Consider the following 20,741-nt stretch of genomic DNA (forward strand, 5'->3'; position numbering starts at 1 on the left):
CCTCCCCCGGGTCGTAACTTGGCATCAAGCCAGACCGAACAGTGACAAGTAGGTATGCCACAGAAATTCCCCCATAAACACGCCCACCCAGGCGCCCCCCAACATCCAGGGCCCGAATGGGATTCCACTCTTGCGGTTCACCTTGCGAAGCGCAAGCAAAATAGCCGAAAAGAGACCCCCCAATACGAAGGCCGCGAAAGCGCCAACGAGGAGCGCGCCCCAGCCTATCCATGCAAGGAAGAGTCCGAGTACACCGGCGAGCTTCACATCACCGAGCCCCATGCCACCGGGGTAGGCCAATGCCATGGCCAGGTAGGCCACAAACATCGCGGCCATGCCGATGACCGCGCGGAGCATCGCCGACCAGTCACCACCGACCGCCGTAGCGATGACGAGCACCACGCCACCGACTACGTAGGCCGGCAGCACGATGCGATTTGGGAGGGTGTGTGTGTCGAGATCGATGAGCGCCAGCGCGACCGTGATGGCGGCGAGATAGAGGAACGCGGAAAGGCTGATGAGCGTTGCTGCGGGACTTCCAGCCACAGCCGACGGGGCTGCGCCGCCCAGCATCCACGCGACAACCCCGGCGAAGAAGACGCCCGTCGACAGCTCGACGAGCGGGTAGCGAGGTGAGATCGCCTCGCCGCAGTCACGACAGCGTCCGCGCAGTACCAGCCAGGAGATGACCGGAAGGTTGTCGAACCACCTGATCGCGTGGCCGCAGCGAGGGCACGCGCTGCCCGGGTGGCTCAGCGACTCACCCCGCGGCAATCGCCAGACGACCACGTTGAGGAACGAACCGATGATGAGACCGAGCAACCCGCCCAGGATGACCAGCGTGACCAGGAGTGCAGGGTCAGCGAACGTCATCGATAGGTACCATCCGAGTTGAACACCGAGCCGACTTCGATCCAGATATTGACGCCATAGGTTGTCGTGACGGGTGAGAGGAACTTGGGCGGCGCCTTGTACTTAAATCGATCGTCATACACATAATTCTTGAGGTAGCCGGTCGGGGCGTTGGTGCCGACGGCACCACGGAACTTCTGCGCGATGGCACCGTTCACCGTGAGTGTGCCGCGCACCCCGTTGCCCTTGTCATAATTCTGGACTGTGAAAGTGTGCTCGAGCGAGAGAATCGCCGCGTCGATTCGGTCGACGATCGCGCTCCCGGTCAACAGCGGGGTCCAGGAGGTCCTGTTGCTGCAGCTGCTTGAGCACGACATCGGATTCCAGACCCAGACTGCATTGCGGCCGATCAGCCCGAGCATGTCGTTGTCCGGGTCTGCATACGTGATGTCGCCCACAACGTAGATGTAGTTCTCGGCGCCGACAGTGAGGGTGGTGCCCGACAGCGTGCCAGAGATGAACACGTCACCGTTGCGGCATCCGTATGAGGCATCTGCTCCGGTCCCAGTATCCGTAACATTCTCGGACGAATGCTTGGGGTAGCCGACAGCGTTCGTCGTGATCTGAGTCCCAGAATAGCTGCGGCAGCGAGTGCTGCTGTAGGTGGTGGTGTTTGCGCTCGACGCGTTGGCCCCGGAGGTGGGGATGTTCTGCACGTAGATGACGTTGTTATCCGGAACCGGAACGGTTGCCCCCGCCGTCGAGCGCAGGGCAGTGATTGTTCCACAGGCGTTGTTCGTGACACCGGTTGCGAGATCGTCGCCCCGGGCGTTCGTGTACCGAGTCCAGGGTGACTTCACCGTCATCGTGCCGTCCGAATTCAGCTTGATGTCGGTGGGCCCGGTGTAGAGGCAGCCGGGGGTGTCGACGCCCTCGCTCGCGAGGTCGGTGCGGGTCTGGCGTGCGAGATCTTTATTCGTGTCCGGCAGCCCCAGGCCCTCGGCATAGACGGGCTCGCCCTCCTGGAAATCAGGGGTGCCACAGCCCCCGTCGATGTCGTAGTCGCCGCTCGGATTGCCTGTCGTCACCTTGCCCTTGAATGTCGCCGCGCACGTGAGGATGGTGTCATTTGTGTGGAGTGGCCCATCGATCACATCACCAGTAGCGAAGCGGATGGTGCTGCAGTTGCTGCGCGACCCCTCCCACTCGTACCGCACCTGGCACGAGGGGGTATTGGCGACCACCGGGTCGGCGATCTCGTAGTCGGTGAAATAGAGGAAGTCGATGAAGCCTGTCTGCTTCAGGTCGGCGACGAGCGACCGCGTGCTGTCTCCGACTTTGCCGGTGACGCGCACCTTGATGATGCCGGTCGTGCCGTACACCGTGTTGTTCACCTCATAGCGGAACTGAGAGGCCCCGTCGCTGCCGGGCACATCGGCCCAGGTACCCGTGGCACCGACCCCGAACGCCGGGTTCTCACTCCCGGCAGGAGGCAGTTCAACGCCAGGGTCCGCCACGCCATCGGGGTTGCTGTAGGAGGACGCAGGGTTGCCAAACCGAAGGTAGTCCGGATCATCAGACAGACGGCTCTGATACTCCTCAACACCTGCATACGCCGCGGCGAGAGCGGAGTTCCAATCCCGGTCGTCGCCAGACTTGGTGGACCCGCCCACGGCAAACGACACTGCAGCGACCATGAGCAGCGTGAGCACGGAGGAGATGCCGATCACCATCACCATGGCGATGCCACTCTCATCGCGTGCACGATCGAACATTCTGAGCCTGGTAAACATCTAGAGCTCCAGCCGCGAAACACCCAGGTTGGGAATGCCCACCCGGTTGGTGATGGTGACTGGGTCTGCACGCCCGGTCTGATCTGCCTGCACCTTCAACATGACCTCGACTACCGCGATAGAACCAAGGAGGGACGCGCTGACACCGGACGCGCCCGGAACGATTTCCTCAGAGAGCCCATCGACGACGCGGAAGTAGGTGAACATGCTGGGTTCACCTGCAGATGGCGCCACGATTTTGCGGGCAATGACCCGCGATGAATCCGGCGTGGAGTAGAACAGCCAGGCACCCGGGCTCGAAGGGTTCTCGTATGAAAGCCACCGCGTTTCGACGAGGTCGCGAGTCACCGGATCGATCTCAAACTGCACCCGCAGCGGCTTCGGGTCTGCCGACTCCGTGTCGATATAAGCGTGGAGAGTGACGCTTTCTGGCTTCGCCTCGACAAACACGGGGAGGTCGGTGCCCGATGCTTGAGGAATCTGCGTGCCTGATCGCACAATACGAGTCACCTCGTTCATGCCGATCGCTGCGACATTCGTGCTGTCGGTCGCAGCGCGCTCGCGCGTGAAGGTCGACGACACCGTCACAACCAGCGATACCGCGAGCGTCGAGACAACACCAAAGAGAAACATGGCAACGAGGAGTTCGGAGAGTCCGAATCCCGCCTCGCGGTCGGAGCCCTCCGGTGCCAGCCTGCTTCGAATCTGGGCTATCACAGTGGCACCCTCGGATCGAGGTACACGTCGTTGCCCACCAACGAGTCGCCACCGGTGACGGTCACACGAGTGGACACGAGGAGACGGTCGTGATCTCCCGCGTTATCACCCGAGTACAGCTCCCAGATGCCGTACGGGAGCGTGATAGTCGCGGTAGATGCAGAGTTGGCTATCGCGGTAAAGGTGTATTCAGTCTGGTCCGTGGGGTTTCCCGAATCATCGCTAGGACATCCCGCTTCTGGATGCACCGCGACCGCCGTGATGTAGCGGTTGCGATCACCACTCGACCAGTTGGGGCCGGACCGGGTGGCGAAGCCGTTCAGACTCACACGGCGCATGGGAAGGTCGATTGCGGCGGTGCCACCTGCCGCGACCGTCACGGGAGCCTGACGCTCTCCAGCGTTCTTAGTTGCGCTCGCTTCCCAGCTTTGCGGATCGACCATGGGGCATTCGGTCACCTTGCCGGCCACGAGTGTGTAGCCGTCAGGGAAGGGATAGACGGAGAGCGTTGACGATCCGTTGTGCGCCACGGCGACCGTGCCGTAGGTGCTGATGGTCGACACGTCCATGTTGTGCGGCAACTGTGCGGCGGGAACATCGACACCGTCTACGACGAAGTCGACGTCGATCTTGCCGGCGACATCAATCGTGAAGCTCGTCGCCGTCGAGACCCCCGCGGCGACCGAGGCCGTCTTCGATGGCGTGGTGTCTTGATCGACGTCGACATATGTTGTTCCACCGGCCAACGCGACCGTATACACCCCTGGCTCGACGCGCAGGAGGTAAGCGCATCCATTCGCGTCGGTCGTGGCAGTCAACACGGTGGCCGAGGCAGATCCGCTGAGCTGTGCGGTCACGGGGATGCCTTCGATTGCGGTGCCATTCACATTGCCGACCGAGACGAGCACGGTGCCCAGCGCGGGGTCGTTGAGCCGTTCGTTCGGGTTAAGCAGCGTCGTGCTCTCAACACTCTTCGACGTGCTGCCGGTGCCCCACGCGACCGTCACGGTCACACTCTTGTACTTGAGCGTGCCGCCCCCGGCGCCGCACGTCTCGAGCGTGCCCTCGGGGTTCGTGACCCAATCGGTCGTGCGGGTGATGGTGTAGACCTCATCGTTGAGGACAACTTCGCGAGCCGGGTCACCGGCGACCGGGTCATCGACGACGTCGAAGATGTCGTTGATGTCGCGAACGAGGTCGATCTCCTGCGCCGCAAGGTTGGCCGCGACCTGACGCGCCCGCGAATCCCTCGTGACCACGAGGACCTGCATCACCGAGTAGATGATTCCGGTGGCGACCAGACCGAAAATGAACATGGCGACGACGACCTCGATGAGCGAGAATCCGCTCTCGCTCTTCTTGTCGAGCCTGCGGCGAATTGCCGTGATCATCCGTCACCCCCCGGTTGGATGGAAGCTGGTAGCAGCCGAACTAGCGTAAAGACGCGAATGCGGGCCGCCGCCGAGGCGACGGCCCGCATCCTTTGCTTCTAAGCCCTACTCAGACTCTTCGATCTTGCCGTCGGCGCTGCTGTACACCCAGTCCCTGGTGTCCGGCTCCAGTTGCGCGTGGGTTGCGGTGAGCGTGTAATCACCGGGGCTGGCTGTGTCTTCTGCGAACGTAATGGAGACGTCTGTCGTTCCGTTGAATCCGGCCTCGTCCCACTCGCTGTCAGCAGCTACGTCGCCCTCGGTTGACACTGTCGCCTCGGTGGGCAGGGCGCCGTTGTTGTTCACAGCGTGCTGCTCGACCGCGAGCGCGGCGTTCTTGAGGTCGGACTCGACCTGGGAGATCCAGCTGCTCTCACGCTGGTTGAGGAACGCCGGGATGGCGATAGCGGCGAGGACGCCGATGATGAGGATGACGACGAGGAGCTCGATCAGGGTGAAGCCCTTTTCGCCGTCCTCGCGCTTCTTCGCAATTGCGTTGTTGATCGTTGCGATCATGATGATCTCTTCCTGTCGATGAAACTACGGACAGGTGGCCCCCCAAAAAGTTCAGACCCCCTAGAAAGGATTCTCCCGGAAGGGCGAAGCTGTGAGAAGCCCCCGAACCGGCAAAAACCTCAACAACTCGCCCCCAATGCGGGGGGCGTCGGCTCAGATCTGCTCGAAGATGCTGAAGATCGGGAGATAGAGCGCGACGATCATGCCACCGACGACAACGCCGATGATGCCGATCATGAGCGGTTCGATCAGGGCGGTGAGTTGCTCCGCCGTTGCCTCGACCTCCTGGTCGTAAAAGTCGGCAATCTTGTTGAGCATCGTCTCAAGCGCACCCGCGTCTTCACCAACCGCGATCATTTGCGTCACCATGGCGGGGAACACGGGCTCAAGCGCGAGCGGCCCCGACACCGACTTGCCCGAGCGCACCGAATCGGCCACCTTCTTGAGCGCGGTCTCGATCACGTAGTTGCCCGACGCCTCGCCGACAATGCTGAGCGACTGAAGGATCGGCACACCCGAGCCCATCATCGTCGCGAAGTTGCGAGTGAACCGCGCGATCGCGACCTTCGTGAAGAGCGCGCCGAACACGGGGATCTTCAGCTTGATCGGATCGAGCGTCTGGCGCACCTTCTCGGTGTTCTTATTCGCCCGCCACCAAAAGACAAACATCACCGTGAGCACGAGCAGTAGCGGCCCGGCCCACACCATGTTGTTCGACAGAACCACCAAGAACTGGGTCGGCAACGGCAGCTCGCCACCCAGGTCTGCGAACATCTCCTCGAACACCGGAACGATGAAGATGAGCATGCCGATAACCGCCACGACGGCGATGCCGAGCACAGCAATTGGGTAGGTCAGCGCCGACTTGATCGTGGCGCGCAGCTTGACCTCGGTCTCGTAGTTCTCGGCAACCGAGACGAGGGTGTCTTCGAGAAATCCACCGGCTTCACCGGCGCGCACAAGGTTGATGAACAGCGGCGGAAAATGCTTCGGATGCTTCGCCATCGCCGCCGACAGCGCGAACCCGGCCTCGACATCGCTCTGGATCGCCGCAAGCGCGCGGCCGAGAACCTTATTCTCGGTCTGCTCCGACAGGATCGTGAGCGTGCGGATGAGCGAGAGCCCTGAGGAGGTCATGGTCGCCATCTGACGCGACATGATCGAGAGATCCTTGAGGCTGACGCTCTTCTCCATACCAGGAAGGCTGATCTCCTTCTGCAGCCCCGTGCCACCCGCCGACTCCTCGATCGAGATCGGCGTGACGTTCATTGCGCGGAGCTTGGTGGTGACAACCCCCTCGGAAGCGCCCTCGAGTCGGCCCTTGACGACCTTTCCCGAAGCATCCCGGCCCTTGTAGGCGAACTCCTTCGTCGCGGCCATCAGCGCTGCACCGAGTATGCGTCGGAGAAGTTGAGGCCGTCACTCATGGTCGCTCCAAGGGCACCGGATGATTCGGTGCGGGTCACCAGGCGCTTGAGCACCTCGACGTCTTGCGCCTTCTCGACGGCCGCCTCGAATGAGACCTGCCCGCTATTCACGAGATCGGCAAGGTGCTGGTCCATCGTGTGCATGCCGGCCTCACGACCAGCCTGCATTGCGGAGTGCACCTGATATGTCTTGCCCTCGCGGATGAGGTTCGCGACGGCGTGGGTAGCCATGAGCACCTCGGTCGCGACGACACGGCCCTTGCCATTCGCCCGCTTGAGGAGCGTCTGACAGACGACGCCCTGGAGCGTTGCGGCGAGCTGGGCACGGACCTGGTTCTGCTGGTGCGGCGGGTAGACGTCGATGATGCGGTCGATCGTCTGCGGGGCATCCTGCGTGTGAAGGGTCGCGAAGACGAGGTGCCCAGTTTCGGCCGCCGTGAGGGCCACCGAAATCGTTTCAAGGTCACGGAGCTCGCCGACAAGGATGACATCTGGGTCTTGCCGAAGCACGTGCTTCAGCGCCGCAGCGAAGGTGTGCGTGTCGTGGCCGACCTCGCGCTGATTGACCAGCGACTTCTGGTTCTGGTGAAGAAACTCGATCGGGTCTTCGACCGTCATGATGTGGTCGGTGCGGGTCTTGTTGACGAGGTCGATGAGCGCGGCGAGTGTTGTCGACTTGCCCGAACCGGTTGGGCCAGTGACGAGCACGAGGCCACGAGCGAGCCTCGCGAACGACCCGATCGACTCCGGCACGCCGAGCGCCGAAAGCGGCTTGATCTCGGTCGGGATGAGGCGGAACGCCGCACCCATGTTGTGCCGCTGCTGGTAGAGGTTGACTCGGAATCGGGCATTCTCCGAGAGCGTGTAGGCAAAGTCGAACTCGAGGTTCTCCTCGAAGATCGCCTTCTGCTTAGGGCTGAGAATGCTGTGCAGCGCTGATGCGACCTTGTCCTGACTCCACACCGGCGCACCCTCCATGGGCTTCAGCGCACCGTCAACGCGGATCATCGGCGGAGCCCCGGCAGAAATGTGAAGGTCGGAACCACTCGTCATGAGCACGCGCTGCAGCGCCGAATCAAGATCGGGATCTGCGTTGAGTGATGCATCACGGCGCGAGGTGAACCCAGCGGGCGTCGCGGGCATCGCCGTAGTGGGCTGCGGGGACGACACCTGAGACGTGGGGGCGGAAGCCTGCGATGCTGGCGCCGCGACCGGGACAGGGCCGGGCAGCGACGACACGTCGGCCTGCCGTGCTGCGGGTGCGGCCTGCGGGGGTGCTGCTGGAGCTGAGCCGCCGGCCGGTGCTGCGGAAGCTTGCGGAGCGGCGGCGGCCGCAGCCCTGCGGGACGCGGGTGGCTGCTGGGCGGGTGCCGTCGGCTGTGCTGCCGTCGGCTGTGCTGCTGCTGGCTGTGCTGCTGCTGCTGGCTGTGCTGCCCCTGGCTGGACCGCTGTCGGCTGAGCTGCCCCTGGCTGGACCGCTGTCGGCTGAGCTGCCGCTGGCTGGACCGCTGTCGGCTGTGCTGCCGCCGGCTGCATCGCTGCTGGCTGTGCCGTCGAGAGTTGCGGAGCAGGAGCGGACTGCGCTGGTGGCGCCGAGCGGCGCTCTGAGACGGGCGTCGTGACAGGTCGGGCCGCGGCGGCCGCTGCTGCCGGGACTGCGGGGGGTGGTGCGCTCGCGACCGCGCCAGGCACGCTCGCAGCGCCCGGAACCGATGCGGAACCCGCGGTGGGAGCCGGCATGTTCGAGAGTGCCGACGCCGAAACGGCCGGAGCAGCGGGCGCACTCGCCACAGACGAGACGGGCGCCGGTGCCGCCTGCGTTGGGGCTGGAAGGCTCTGAAGGTACTCCGACACCGAGTCCGAGGGCGATGCCACGGAAGGTGCCGACACAAACGGTGCCGCCGCAGCGACCGGAGGGGCAGCAGCATCGAACTGGGGCACGAGGTTCACCGGGCCGGTGACGGGCTGATAGCTCGACGGGAGATACCCCGGCGGCTCATACATCGGGTCGGCCTCACCTGGCGCCGACGGCGCGCCACCGCCAACCGACGCCGAAAAGTCATAGACCGGATCACTCATGCGATTCCCCCTCGCTCACTGCAAACGGCACTGCCGCCGATCTCGCCACACCCCACAGGCTGTCCCCCGCCCATGGTGCTACACCACCACGCGCAGAATCTCTTCTACCGCCGTGTGCCCCATCAGGGCCTTGGTCCATCCATCCTGCCGCAGTGTCGCCATGCCCTGCGACACGGCAAGCTTCGAAATTTCCATGCTCGACGCGCGTGCGACAGCAAGACGCTCGACCTCCTCGGACACGATCATGACTTCGTGGAGGGCGAGGCGACCCCGGTATCCGGTGTTGGAGCAGTGCGTGCATCCGACCGGTCGGTAGAGCATCGGGGCCGGTTTGCTCGGGTCGAGGAAGAAGCCGAGGTTGGCGAGCCCCTCGATCGTGCTCTGGTACTGCTCCTTGCAACGGTCGCAGAGGCGACGTGCAAGACGCTGGGCGACCACCGCTTCGAGCGCGGAACCAACGAGGAAGGGCTCGATATCCATCTCGATGAGACGGGTGACGGCGGCCGGCGCGCTGTTCGTGTGCAGCGTTGAGAGCACAAGGTGGCCTGTCAGCGACGCCTCGATCGCGATCTGCGCCGTCTCTTTGTCGCGGATCTCACCGATGAGCACAACATCGGGGTCGGAACGCAGGATGGAGCGGAGTGCCGCGGCAAAGGTGAGGCCAGCCTTCGGGTTGACCTGCACCTGGTTGACACCCGCCATGCGGTACTCGACCGGGTCTTCGACCGTGATGACGTTGACCTCTGGCTTCGCAACCGCGTGCAGCGTCGTGTAGAGCGTCGTCGACTTGCCAGACCCGGTCGGGCCCGTCACGAGGATCATGCCGTTGGGCTTGACGAACGAACGACGGTACTTGTCGAGGTTGCTGTCGAGCATGTTGAGGTCGCTGAGGCTCAGCGTCGTCCCCGAGTTGTCGAGGATACGCATGACAACCTTCTCGCCCCACACCGTCGGGAGGGTTGCGACACGAAGGTCGATCTGGCGCCCACCGTGGTTGACCGAGATGCGGCCATCCTGCGGCTTGCGACGCTCAGCAATGTCGATGTCGGCCATGATCTTGAGGCGCGAGATGACGCCGTTCTGGATCGCCTTCGGGGCACGCTGCACCTCGTGCAGCACACCGTCAATGCGATACCGCACACCCATGTCGTGCTGACCGGGCTCAATGTGGATATCGGATGCCTTGTCCTGGATGCCCTGGCCGATGAGCAGGTTCACGAACCGCACAATCGGTGCGTCGTCTTGGCCCGGCTCATTGTCGCTGAGCGCGAGCTCCTGCCCGGTGCTCTCCTCTTCGAGCACCGTCGTGAGGGAGTTGATCTCGTTGTCGGCGCGGTGGTAGCGGTCGATCGCAGCAAGCAGGTCGGTGCGCTCGGCGACGACAAGGTTGACCTGCATCCGCACCGCAGTGCGCACATCATCGATAGCGAAGACGTTGCCAGGGTCGACCACAGCGAGCGTGAGCGTGTTGCCGATGTTGGCGATGGGGAGCACCTCGTGGCGACGGCAGATCGCCGCATTCACCTGCGACACGGCCATCTTGTCGACCGGATACTCGGTGAGCTCAACGAAGGGAAGCCCGTGCTGGGCTGCGCGCGCCGACGCAAAATCTTTGGCAGAGATGGCGCCGTCGGCGACGAGCTTGCGCACCATCTCGTCGTCGCCCTTCCAACCGTCGACGACGTTGTCGAGCGCCTCGATCGGCATGACACCGCGAATGATCAGAATCTCGGTAAGAGATGACATAGCTGGACCCCCCTGCTTACTACCGCCCCCGGTAATGCTCCGACCGGGCCGGTAGGCACGATCGGTCTAGTCAAGCTACCGCACGCGTGCCCGCATTGCCATACCCGCATTCGGGCACCGATGGGGGGCAACACGCCGCGCGCGGTGTGTTCGTTAGCGCATCCGCAGCGCGAGGTCACCCAGGTCGGTCGAGCGCGCGCGCTCGACCGACTTGGGTGGCCTCGCGCTGCGGATGCGCGAGCGAACACGCCGCGCGCGGTGTGTTCGTTAGCGCATCCGCAGCGCGAGGTCACCCAGGTCGGTCGAGCGCGCGCGCCCGGCCTCGTCCGCGCTGATGAGCCCGCGGCGCTCCAGGTCGAGGATTGCAGCATCGAGATCGTGCTTGATCGCGGCGCGATCGGCCTCAGCCAACTCCGCGACCGCGTCGCGGCGTGCCTGCAGCTGCGCCACCATGTTCTTTGGGAGCGACGCGTCGGAACCCTGCTTTGCTGCGCCGCTGCGTGTCTTCGCGATGACCAGCGCCATCGTGAACAGTGCACCGAGCACGATCGCGACCACCACCGGGATGAGCCACGACTGCCAACCATCAACCCCGGCTTCCGCCCCACGGTCCGCGAGCGTGATCGCGGTGAGCGCACCGAGCACCACTGTCATCACCGCGAACGTCACGGCAACGCCCGAGTAGCTTCGGTCTGTCAGCATCCAGCTGATGAACCAGGCGAGCAGCGCCACCGCTGCCCACGCGTAAAAGAGCCCAGCGAGCGGGATCATCTCTTCGGGTGGGGCCTCGAACTCCTGGAACCGGCCACGCGCGATCGCCGCGACGCCGAGGATCGGGGTCAGCATCGAGAGCACCATCAGGATGGCGATGGGAATCGCGAGGAGGACCTGCCAGCGCGGCCTGGTGCGCCGAGCCGCCGGGCGGTTGCCCTCAAGAGCCGCAAGCACGGATGGGTGCCCGGCGAAGCCTGCCTTCTCAAGACGATCCCACCGCACGGTTGACCCTGGCTGGGCTTTGGCGGCGAGCGAAGACGCGCTCACGAGACCGCTCCTGCCGAACCGAACTCCCACGCCTCATCGTTGCGCTGCAGCACCGCCAGGTCGACTGACGCCCTGCCCCAGTCGCGGCCGTTCTCGACGTCAACCCGGATGGTGTTGACGACCTCGCGAAGGGGGTCGCGCATCGCGCCGATGAGCTGCGGGAGCGTGGGGTCAACACCCACGTAGAGGTAGCCGACCTCGCTCTCGAAGAGGTAGTTCAGCACGCCGACCGTGTAGGGGGGATCGTCGTCGAGGGCGATCAGCGCGGCCGACTCCACACCCGTGCCGAGCGTCTCGCTTTCGAACGGGATGCTCTGCGGTTGCGCCACGAAGGGGCCGTCATCGAGCGGGATCGTGCGCCGCGTGGCATCGGGTGCGAATGTGCCGGCGACGATATGCACAATGGCGTTGATCACCGCGGCACCCGGCCAGTACTGGAGCGTCAGAGTGTCATCGGGTTCAACACGACTCACCGCGTGCCGCAACGCGCCACGCACGAGCGGTTCGACCCGTGGGGTGAGGGCGCCGTTCCACGCCTCGCGCATCTGGGACACGACGCGGTCCTCCCACTCTGTCGCGCTCTCGCCCGCAGCGGTGGGGAACGAAGCGGGCACGACAAGCCAGCTGCTGCTGTCGACCGACAGCGAAACCGTCACGCTGCGACCCACGCAAACGTCGAGAGGTGCGCGTCGAACACGTGCTTGAGCGCGGAGACGAACTGCTCATCGCCCTCTTCGTCCGGGTTGTGCGTCAGCACGAGCGTGAAGCGCAGCGCCCTGGTGCGGCCGGACCCCGGAATTGGAGTGAAGTACACGACGGTTGTCGTCGCGGCACGAGTGCCGTCGATGTTCTCGACAGATTCGCGCTCCCAGCGGAGGAACCGCTTATCGTCGCCGAGGGGTGTCGCCCCCTCCGTGCGAATTAGGTGGGCAACGGTGTCGTCGAGTGCCTGGCCGTCCTGGCTGCGTTGCACGGATGCCGTCAAGGTCGCCGGCAAAAACGCCTCAGCGGGCGCATCTGCGGCCGGGCTGAAGAACGCGACCGTCTCGACGCGACGCATCTCTGCGAACAGCTTCTTCACGAGCGCGGTCGTCTGCCCATACAGATCGGGACGGTGCGCCTGCATCAAGCGGCGCTTCGCGGCGGCGAGCATCTCGTCGCGCACCTCGTCACTCGGGGGCTTCCGCTCCCACCCGTTCGGAAGGACGAGAGTGAACTCGGGGAGCGTTTCTCCCTTGAGTTCTGCCTTGAGACTGGACATCGTGACGCGCTATCCCCTCCGAGCGGCGACACCGGGGCCGCGGATGCGGTCGGGCCTGCTGCTCATTCCACGTTACCGCTTTGGCGAACCGAACAACGGCTGCTCAAGCTCGGACGTCGGGAACCACTCGTTGTGCAGGTCGCCGATCGTGTCGGGAATGCCGAACACGTTCTTGAGGCCACCATCGCCCCAAACGCTGCCGAGCACGCTCAGCCCGTCAAGCCCATCGTCACCCCAGTGCGCCATGTTCTGGCCGGTCATGAGCCGCGAAAGCATGTTGGCGGCCCCCGCCCCGTTGGGCCCGGCCCACTCCATGATGCCGCCTCGAAGACCTCGGACGACTCCGGGGAAGAAGCTGTTGGCCCTGCCGAACCCGGTGAGGAACCCCTGCGGCATTCGGCCGATTCGGCCAAGATCCACAAGAATGTCTGCCCTGCTCCCGGCCGTGAGAAGGCCCCCTGCCATGTCGTCGAAGAACCCAAGCTTGTTGCCGTTGAACAACTTGCCGAGACTGCCGAACGGTATGACGCCAATGATCGCGAACACGAGATCGCCCCACGTCGAGTTGCCACGAGCGAACGAGTAGAGCGTGAGGAGGAGCGTCGCGATCGCGACAATCGCAGCGAGCGCCGCGATGAACGGACCGCCGATGATGACGCCGAGGATGGCGAGGGCAAGACCCACCCACTTGAGCACCTCGAGAGCACCGGCCACGAAGCCGTCGAGGTCATCCCACTTGGAGTCCTTGATGCCGCCTTCGGTCGCGTCGGTGAGATCATCTGCGGCCGTATTGAAGGCCTTCTCCCACGTGTCGTAGTGGGTGTCGAAGTTCTTTGCTTCTTTCTCCCACTCGTCGTACGCGTCGTCAGCGACGTCTTGGGCATCGCCCATGGCCTCCTCGCGGAGCTCCTCTGGGGTCTTCGCATCTGCCGGCGCGTCATCGGCTGGCGGCGCGTAGAAATCAGTGGCGGCATCCCACACCGCATTCCGCTTCGTTGTCACCGTCTGCCACTCCGTCTCGCAGTTCGCGACGGCAGTCTTGATGAGCGGCTGAAGTTCGGCCACGGCCTCACCGTAGGTCACCAGCACCGGCCCGGACGGCGTGTACCGCTCCCCCGCGAGCTTGAGCTCAGCGTGGCAATCGCCGACAATCTCCTGCAGCTTCTCGACCGCGAGGCCCTGCTGCCCTGACGCACCGTCGGCGATGCTCTTGAGCAGCGCGGCGGAGGTCGTCATCTGCTCGCCGAGTGCGGTGATCGCGTTGCCTCGCGAGATGATCGTGTCCGGGACGCCGGCGAGATGCTTGATCTCGCGGCCCTTGGGTGAAGGATCCATGTTCTCTTCTGTCTCCAGCGTGTGAGGACCGGCCTAGGAGGCCGACGTCATTTCGTTTGCAGTGTCGGAGTCCCACTGCTCGAACCCGTCGAGCACCCCCGCGACATGCTGCTGAACCTTCTCGATGTCCTCAAGGAGCGCGTTGCGGCGGTCATCCCAGCCGCTCTCGAACTCACTCGCGGCATCCTTGAGCTTCGACTCACCCCAGGGCTTGTCGATCGCGTCTTCCAACTCGTTCGAACGCTTGGATGCCTCTTTGAGCTCGCTGATGATCGCCTTCAACGCGTCATCGACGTTCTTGAGCTCGTCGTACTTGATGAGAACACCATCACTCATGGCAGGCACCCTTCCTGTTCGATCGGTCTAGTCGGCGAAGAAGGGCCGGCGAAGCCGCCGACCCTTCTTCCGTGGCGGTACTTAGTTGCCGGCCATCTTGGAGTCGAGCTCCTGGATCGCCTGCATCATGCCCTTGAGCGCTTCGCCCATGTCGCCGATGCCGTCGGTCGCGGTCTTGAGGCCGGTGGTGAGCTCGCCGTAGCCCTCACCGAACTTGTTCGACGCCTGCTGCGTCTTGAAGTCGCTGCCGAGCAGGTCGTCGACCGCCGACTTAAGGTCTTCGAGCTGACCCTGGATGTCTTCGCGAGCGGTGCTCAGCCGGTTCGACATCGCTTCCATCGCGCCGTAGGATGCTCCGAAATCTGCCATTGTTAGGACCCTTCTTCGTTGCCGATTGTGGTCCGATCAGTGGACCAATGTGATCAAACTATCTTGGTCGCGAGACAACGGACAATGGGGAGCACTCCCCATGCCCGACCCCACATCACATCCGTGGGATCTGCACCGTCACGAGACGACCGCTCTGCACGAAGATGCCTCGACCGGCGGGGAAGTCACTGCGCTTCACCTTGGGGAACGGGAGCTTAAAGAGCGAGTCCCCGTCATAGGCATCCGGCTTGAGGACAATGCCCTTGCGGCCCGCCTTGAAGTCACCGACGAAGCCGAAGCCGCTCGAGAGCAGCGACACATCGGCGTCACCGATGAGGAAGTGATCGCTGCGGTTGATCGCCTGGAAGAGCTCCTTGAGGGGGCGCTCGGCATCCGAGTCGGCGAACTGCGTCACGTTCTCGATGACTATCATGATGCGGCCAGGAATCGACTCGTCCGGCACAATCTCGACCAGCTCTTTGGCGAGCGCCTTCGCATCCTCGACCGTCGTCGCGCTGCGCACCCACGGGGCGAACTCCGCAAGCTGCGAGCGTCGGCCAGCGATGTGAAACAGCTTGATCTCGGGGTCGTAGCGTGTCATCGACGTCACGAGCCACTTCAGCGCGTTGGTCTTGCCACTCTGCGGTGGGCCGGAGACCGACATTGTGCCGACGGGCTCGAAGCCGCGGGGTCCGAGCGTGTCTTCTGCGATGCCGATCACGGGCTCGCCCGCGATCTCCCTCGGCAACGAATCGCCCTCGAGCTCTGTCGGCAGCGCCCCGATCTCCGACGCCTCCCTCGCCCCGGCGGCTCGGAGTCGCTCGGCGAGCATCTCGAACGCCTTCGACTGCTCCGCCACATTCGAGGTTCCGCCAAGCACCGCGAGCTGAGTCTCGAATCCGTCAACGATCGCCCGACCGACGGGTGAGCGCTCCGTGAGCACGTCTTTCGCGACACCGAGCACCGAGTACGCCGTCTCGTCGGAAAGCCGGAGCACGATGCGCTTCGACACGTTGGCACTCACCGACGTCGGCACGCTGCCGGAGCGGTCGGCCGTCGCGACGACATGCACCCCGAGGGGTCGCCCCTCGCCCAGGATGCGCATGAAGACGTTATAGAACGGCAGCCTGGCAGACGTCGCCTCCCACTCGGACTTGAACTGGCCGAAGCCGTCGAGCAACAGGATGACGCGGGGCATCCGTTCGCCCGTAATGGCGCGATACTCGGTGATGCTCGCGGCATTCACCTCGCTGAAGCGCCGGCCGCGGCGGTCGAGCATGTCGCCGATCGTGCGGAGCAGCCGCTGCACGCGCTCCGCGTCGTCGCCCGTGATGATCGAGCCGACGTGCGGCAAGACGTCGAGCGAGCGGAGCGACCCGGCGCCGAAGTCGAGACCGTAGACCTCGACATCGGCGAGATCCGGGCGCATGCCCGCGGCCGCCCCGATCGACCGCAGGGTCGTCGACTTGCCAGAGCCACTCGTGCCGTAAACGAGCATCGAACCGTCGCGGTCTGGCACGAAGTACACCGCCTCCTGCAACTGCCGCTCCGGCACGTCGGCCTTGCCGAGCACGATCTGCGCGTCGCCGTGCACCGGGAGATCCGCGATGTCGACCGTCATCGACAGGTCGTCGAGCCACGGGCGCCGAGGGGCGGGGATGGCGGCGATCTCGGTCGCCCGCACAAAGTTGCTCACCATGCGCTTCTGGTCGTTGGGCCCGAGATCTTCGTCGTGCGACTCGGACTCCGGCTCCACCTCGCCTTCCCAGAGGACGAGGGAACCGAATCGCAGTTCGGCGACACGCACCTCCGGGTTCGTGGCGACCTCGCCCGTCCACCCGCCCGCATAGGCGGACTGGAAGGGGACCAGGCGCCCTGGGCCCGTTTTGGCGATACCGCGCCCGGGGATTGTCGGGTCGAAGGTGCCGGCGACGGGATCGCCGACAACATCTTTCGAATCCGATTCATCGGCCATGCGAAGCGCCACGCGGAGGTTGGTGTTGGCCCGGAGGTTGTCCTTGATGACACCCGCGGGTCGCTGCGTCGCCATGATGAGGTGGATGCCGAGCGAACGGCCGCGCTGGGCGATGTCGACAACGCCATCGACGAACTCTGGAACCTCGCCCGCGAGGGCGGCGAACTCGTCGATCACCAAGACCAGCGCCGGTGGCGTTTCTGGGTCGCGACGCTTCTCGAGCTCGAGGAGGTCCTTCGCCTTCTTGCGGTTGAAGAGGTGCTCGCGGTGATGCAGTTCCGCCCGGAGACTCGTCAGCGCGCGGCGCACAAGGTGCGGGCTGAGGTCGGTGACAAGGCCGACGCAATGGGGCAGCGCGACACAGTCGGCGAACGCTGACCCACCCTTGTAGTCGACGAACAGGAACGTCACGCGGTCGGGACTGTATTCGGCGGCCATGCCGAGCACCCAGGCCTGCAAGAACTCCGACTTGCCAGAACCCGTCGTGCCGCCCACGAGCGCGTGCGGCCCCTGGGTGCGCAGATCGAGCGTCATGGCATCCGGGCTCCCCTGCCCGACGAACGCCTTGAGGGTGCCAGCGCGCTTGAGCCGCCCGAGGGGCTCCCCGTGCCGATCGATGATCGAGTTGTTCTGACGCCACCGCTCGATGACGGCGCTCGGTGCCGTGGCTGCCTCGGTGCCGACCAGGCTCAAGAGATTGATGCTGCGCGGGATGTCGCTGGCATCGGCCTCGACGGAGCTGGAATCCACGACCGGGGCGAGCCGCTTCGCGAACACCTGCGCGTAGGCGTTAGAGACACCCTCGACGGCGACATTCTCGTAGCTCTCGCCCGAGCGGACATAGCCCACCTTGGCGCGCTCCAAACCGTCGGTCGCATCGATGAAGGTGCGGCATCCAGCGGGAAGCGAGGCAACAGAGGGGCCGACGAAGACGGTGTAGATGCCCGAATCCGGTCCGCGCTCAATGACCTGCGTGAGTCGGGGGCGGTCAACCGGCGCATCGCTCGACACGAACACGACCATGACGAGGTCACCGTCGAGCGAGCCGGCCTGCATGACCGGCTCCCCCACGTTGGCGCCGAGCGACATCGACCCTTGGTCAGTCTTGAGGGGACCGCGATGCCCTGCGCGCGCGCCCTCGCGATGGAGGATCGCCTCCTCGAGCGCGTTGAGCAGTGCCGTGCCGGCCGATTGGCTATCGGCAAGCGCGATGTCGGCGAACGGCGACTGCGAACTCGTTGTGTGTGGCAGCCACTTCATCCACTCCAGCTCGGGCGTCCACGACGGATGCACGATGGCCGCCGTGACAAGCTCGTTCGGCGCGTGCATGCCGAAGAGCTGCACCGCGAGACCGCGAAGCACATCGGCGGCAACCTCGCGTGTGCCCGCGATGCCGATCGAGCCCGCGGAGGGCAGGGTCTCGACGAAGGGCACGTCATCAACCCACTCGTGCCGTTTGCGGAGCTTCTCGATCTGCCGCGCGTACTTGGGAATCCCGTCTTGGTTCTGCGGTTCAGCGATCGAATTTCGACTCAACGCGCGCCCCAGCCCGAGCCGCAGCGCGAGAAAGTTCCAGTGCTCCGGCCTGCGCGTCCACAGCAGCGGACCGAGCTGCATGGCCTGCTCATAAATATGCGCCACAGCGGGCGCTTCGGCACGTCGGCGCTCCTGCTCGATTGCCGTCTGCTCCTCGAGCTCATCCTCGAGACTCTCGATCTGCTGTTCGTAGGTCTCGATCTCGCGCTGGAGCTTCTTGCCCGTCTGCCCTTTGCCGCTGAAATAGTTTGCGAGCATCATCATCGGGGTCATCACGATCATGAGCAGGGCGTAGGGGCGGCCGGTGAACGCGAACATCGCGAACCCGAGCATGATTGGCGACACCACCATCGGCCACGGGAACATCCTTGGTTGCGCCTCGGTCGGCACCTTCGGGTAGGGATACTCCTTGCCCGGGTAGCGCACCTCGACACGGGGAGAGCGGTTGAACATGAGGGCGCCACCGCGCTCCAACACCGGGTCGGTCTCCTCCGTCTGCGACACGACCGGCGTGATGGTGAGTGCGGTGTCACCGAGCGTGACCACCTGGCCGGGCACCACCCGGAGACGCTGCACCATGCCGCCGTCGACGAGGACACCGTTCGCCGAATTGAGGTCGACGAGCTCGATCGTCTGGCCAACCTCGAGGCGAGCGTGGCGCTTCGACACGAGGGGGTCGGAGAGATCGACGTCGGCCCCAGGCCCTCGGCCGATGATGCTGTGACCCGAGGTGATCGGAATCTCACGCCCCGCATCCGGGCCGGCCTGCACCCGCAGGATTGCCGCAACCGAGGGGGCGCCATCGCCATTGGCCCGCGGCTGCGCCCGACTTTGCAGGGGGGTCACCGAGACGATGAACCCCGAACCGATCTCCGCCTCGCCGATGAGGGCATCCGGATGCAGGGGCACCATGGCATCGGTCGTTGGTGGCGACACCGAGAGCGTGAGGACGGGGCTCGCGACATGGACGCGGCTCGATGACATGGGGTCGGTCTCGGCGATCGAACGCGCGACATCTTCGACCGTCGCGGTCGAATCGGCGGTGACGACGATATCGACCATCGAGCCGGACTGACGCCGGAGGGAGAGCTTGACCTTCACGCTGTACCACCATTCGAATTCGGGTCGGGGACGATCGTGAACGTGCGGCCGCCAAGGGTCACCACGGTGCCCCACGGCAGCAGTTGCCGCGCCCAGGGCACGAGTTCGCTCTCGGCGGCACCCGGACTCGCGACGGCGACGCCGTTGACCGAACCGCGGTCGACGAACCAGCAGCCGGATGCATCCACCGTGAAGGCCGCGTGCGTCTTGGAGATGAGGCGCGATTCGTCGTCGACCGGCAGGAGGTGATCGACGGACTCACCCTCCTGCGCCTGCGGTGCGCGGCCCAGCAGGCCGGTGCCCGAAACGCGGACGCGTGCCCCGTCGTCGAACTGCAGGATCGCGCTCGGCTGCGCCGGCGTCGCCGCGGCGGCAACAACCGGCGGCACGACCGAAGGTGCCAGGGCGGGTTCCTCGATCGGTGGCGGCTGCCACGCGATCGCCTCCTCACCCTCGAAGGGTTGCAGCGAGATCACGCCGGAGCGGGAACGCGCCGACGGCACGAACTCGGTCACCGCCCCGGAGGTGCCGGTCGCGAGCGAGGGGATGCGCTCCTCCGGCGTCAACTCCGGCTTGTCGAGGCGTCGCCGCGCGTGGCGCATGCCCTTCGTGTCGAAGGGGTCGAGGCCAAGGCGGATGTCAACGAGCCAGTTGCCGCCCATCCGGTCGAGCCACCCGCGCCCACGCTTCTCCGGGTCCCACAGCGGCGAAAGGAGGAACGGGACCGCGCCGAGGATCGGAATGATCGAGAGCGAGGCCCAGAACACGATGCCCCGCAGGGTCATGCGCCAGAAGCCCGGCTTCGTGAAACGAACGACATTCACCGAGCGGATGCCGACGATCTTCTTGCCGATCGTGATTCCCCGCCTGCCGTGCAGAATCAGCTGAACGAGCAGGTACACCATGAGGAGCAACTGGCCGATCCCGTAGAAGATCAGGCCCAGCACGAAGTCCCCATTGCTGAACAGCTCATCCGGCCGCTCGAGCAGCTCTGTTGCGGCCCGCATCCAGAGCGGGAACGTGCCGAGCGAGAGCGGCAGCGTCACGATGAGCAGGATCGCCGCATCGATCGCGAACGCGAGCGAGCGACGCCCAAGAGGGGCCGGGAGGATGCCGAGCGAACGGGGGTACGCGGGGTCGGGACGGCCGTCGGGGCCGAGCCCGTGGACGACTTCTTCTTCGTCGAGAGTGACGCTCACTCGGTCTCCTTGCCTGCCCCGCCGCGCG

Annotated in this window: 16 protein-coding genes; all 16 read right to left on the reverse strand. The window is 64.9% G+C overall.

The genetic code is table 11. The features are described 5' to 3' along the window. Positions 1–24 precede the first annotated feature (24 nt). A complete protein-coding gene (locus tag ACY48M_RS08945) occupies positions 25–873 on the reverse strand; it encodes a prepilin peptidase (protein WP_462819936.1) in 849 nt (282 codons plus the stop codon). Continuing rightward, on the reverse strand, positions 870–2,627 hold the full coding sequence (locus tag ACY48M_RS08950; protein WP_462819937.1) for a hypothetical protein: 1,758 nt from the start codon (positions 2,625–2,627) through the stop codon (positions 870–872). Before ACY48M_RS08950 ends, ACY48M_RS08945 begins: the two co-directional genes overlap by 4 nt. An 18-nt stretch (positions 2,628–2,645) precedes the next feature. Continuing rightward, positions 2,646–3,362: a PulJ/GspJ family protein gene (locus tag ACY48M_RS08955; RefSeq protein ID WP_462819938.1), complete on the reverse strand. Its 717-nt coding sequence runs from the start codon at positions 3,360–3,362 to the stop codon at positions 2,646–2,648. After that, positions 3,359–4,753, reverse strand: coding sequence for a prepilin-type N-terminal cleavage/methylation domain-containing protein (locus ACY48M_RS08960; protein ID WP_462819939.1), 1,395 nt, complete (start codon positions 4,751–4,753; stop codon positions 3,359–3,361). Before ACY48M_RS08960 ends, ACY48M_RS08955 begins: the two co-directional genes overlap by 4 nt. Before the next feature lie 105 nt (positions 4,754–4,858). Continuing rightward, positions 4,859–5,308, reverse strand: a complete 450-nt coding sequence (locus ACY48M_RS08965) for a type IV pilin protein (protein WP_462819940.1) — start codon at positions 5,306–5,308, stop codon at positions 4,859–4,861. Between the two features lie 153 nt (positions 5,309–5,461). Further along, positions 5,462–6,688, reverse strand: a complete 1,227-nt coding sequence (locus ACY48M_RS08970) for a type II secretion system F family protein (protein WP_462819941.1) — start codon at positions 6,686–6,688, stop codon at positions 5,462–5,464. Next, positions 6,688–8,814: a type IV pilus twitching motility protein PilT gene (locus tag ACY48M_RS08975; RefSeq protein ID WP_462819942.1), complete on the reverse strand. Its 2,127-nt coding sequence runs from the start codon at positions 8,812–8,814 to the stop codon at positions 6,688–6,690. Before ACY48M_RS08975 ends, ACY48M_RS08970 begins: the two co-directional genes overlap by 1 nt. 78 nt (positions 8,815–8,892) lie before the next feature. Beyond that, positions 8,893–10,560, reverse strand: coding sequence for a GspE/PulE family protein (locus ACY48M_RS08980; RefSeq protein WP_462819943.1), 1,668 nt, complete (start codon positions 10,558–10,560; stop codon positions 8,893–8,895). Positions 10,561–10,827: 267 nt separating this feature from the next. Further along, positions 10,828–11,601, reverse strand: coding sequence for a hypothetical protein (locus ACY48M_RS08985; protein ID WP_462819944.1), 774 nt, complete (start codon positions 11,599–11,601; stop codon positions 10,828–10,830). Further along, on the reverse strand, positions 11,598–12,257 hold the full coding sequence (locus tag ACY48M_RS08990; RefSeq protein WP_462819945.1) for a hypothetical protein: 660 nt from the start codon (positions 12,255–12,257) through the stop codon (positions 11,598–11,600). Before ACY48M_RS08990 ends, ACY48M_RS08985 begins: the two co-directional genes overlap by 4 nt. Further along, on the reverse strand, positions 12,254–12,862 hold the full coding sequence (locus ACY48M_RS08995; protein WP_462819946.1) for a hypothetical protein: 609 nt from the start codon (positions 12,860–12,862) through the stop codon (positions 12,254–12,256). Before ACY48M_RS08995 ends, ACY48M_RS08990 begins: the two co-directional genes overlap by 4 nt. 72 nt (positions 12,863–12,934) lie before the next feature. Continuing rightward, positions 12,935–14,197 carry a hypothetical protein gene (locus tag ACY48M_RS09000; RefSeq protein ID WP_462819947.1) on the reverse strand — a complete coding sequence of 421 codons (1,263 nt, stop codon included), beginning with the start codon at positions 14,195–14,197 and terminating at the stop codon, positions 12,935–12,937. 33 nt (positions 14,198–14,230) lie between these two features. Further along, entirely contained in the window at positions 14,231–14,533 is a 303-nt protein-coding gene (locus ACY48M_RS09005; RefSeq protein WP_462819948.1) for a hypothetical protein, read from the reverse strand. 81 nt (positions 14,534–14,614) lie between these two features. Beyond that, positions 14,615–14,902: a WXG100 family type VII secretion target gene (locus ACY48M_RS09010; protein ID WP_462819949.1), complete on the reverse strand. Its 288-nt coding sequence runs from the start codon at positions 14,900–14,902 to the stop codon at positions 14,615–14,617. Between the two features lie 115 nt (positions 14,903–15,017). After that, positions 15,018–19,514 carry an FtsK/SpoIIIE domain-containing protein gene (locus ACY48M_RS09015; protein WP_462819950.1) on the reverse strand — a complete coding sequence of 1,499 codons (4,497 nt, stop codon included), beginning with the start codon at positions 19,512–19,514 and terminating at the stop codon, positions 15,018–15,020. Then, positions 19,511–20,713 carry an RDD family protein gene (locus tag ACY48M_RS09020; protein ID WP_462819951.1) on the reverse strand — a complete coding sequence of 401 codons (1,203 nt, stop codon included), beginning with the start codon at positions 20,711–20,713 and terminating at the stop codon, positions 19,511–19,513. The genes ACY48M_RS09015 and ACY48M_RS09020 overlap by 4 nt, the downstream gene beginning before the upstream one ends. Between the last annotated feature and the right edge of the window lie 28 nt (positions 20,714–20,741).

The organism is Homoserinimonas flava (genome assembly GCF_054969005.1).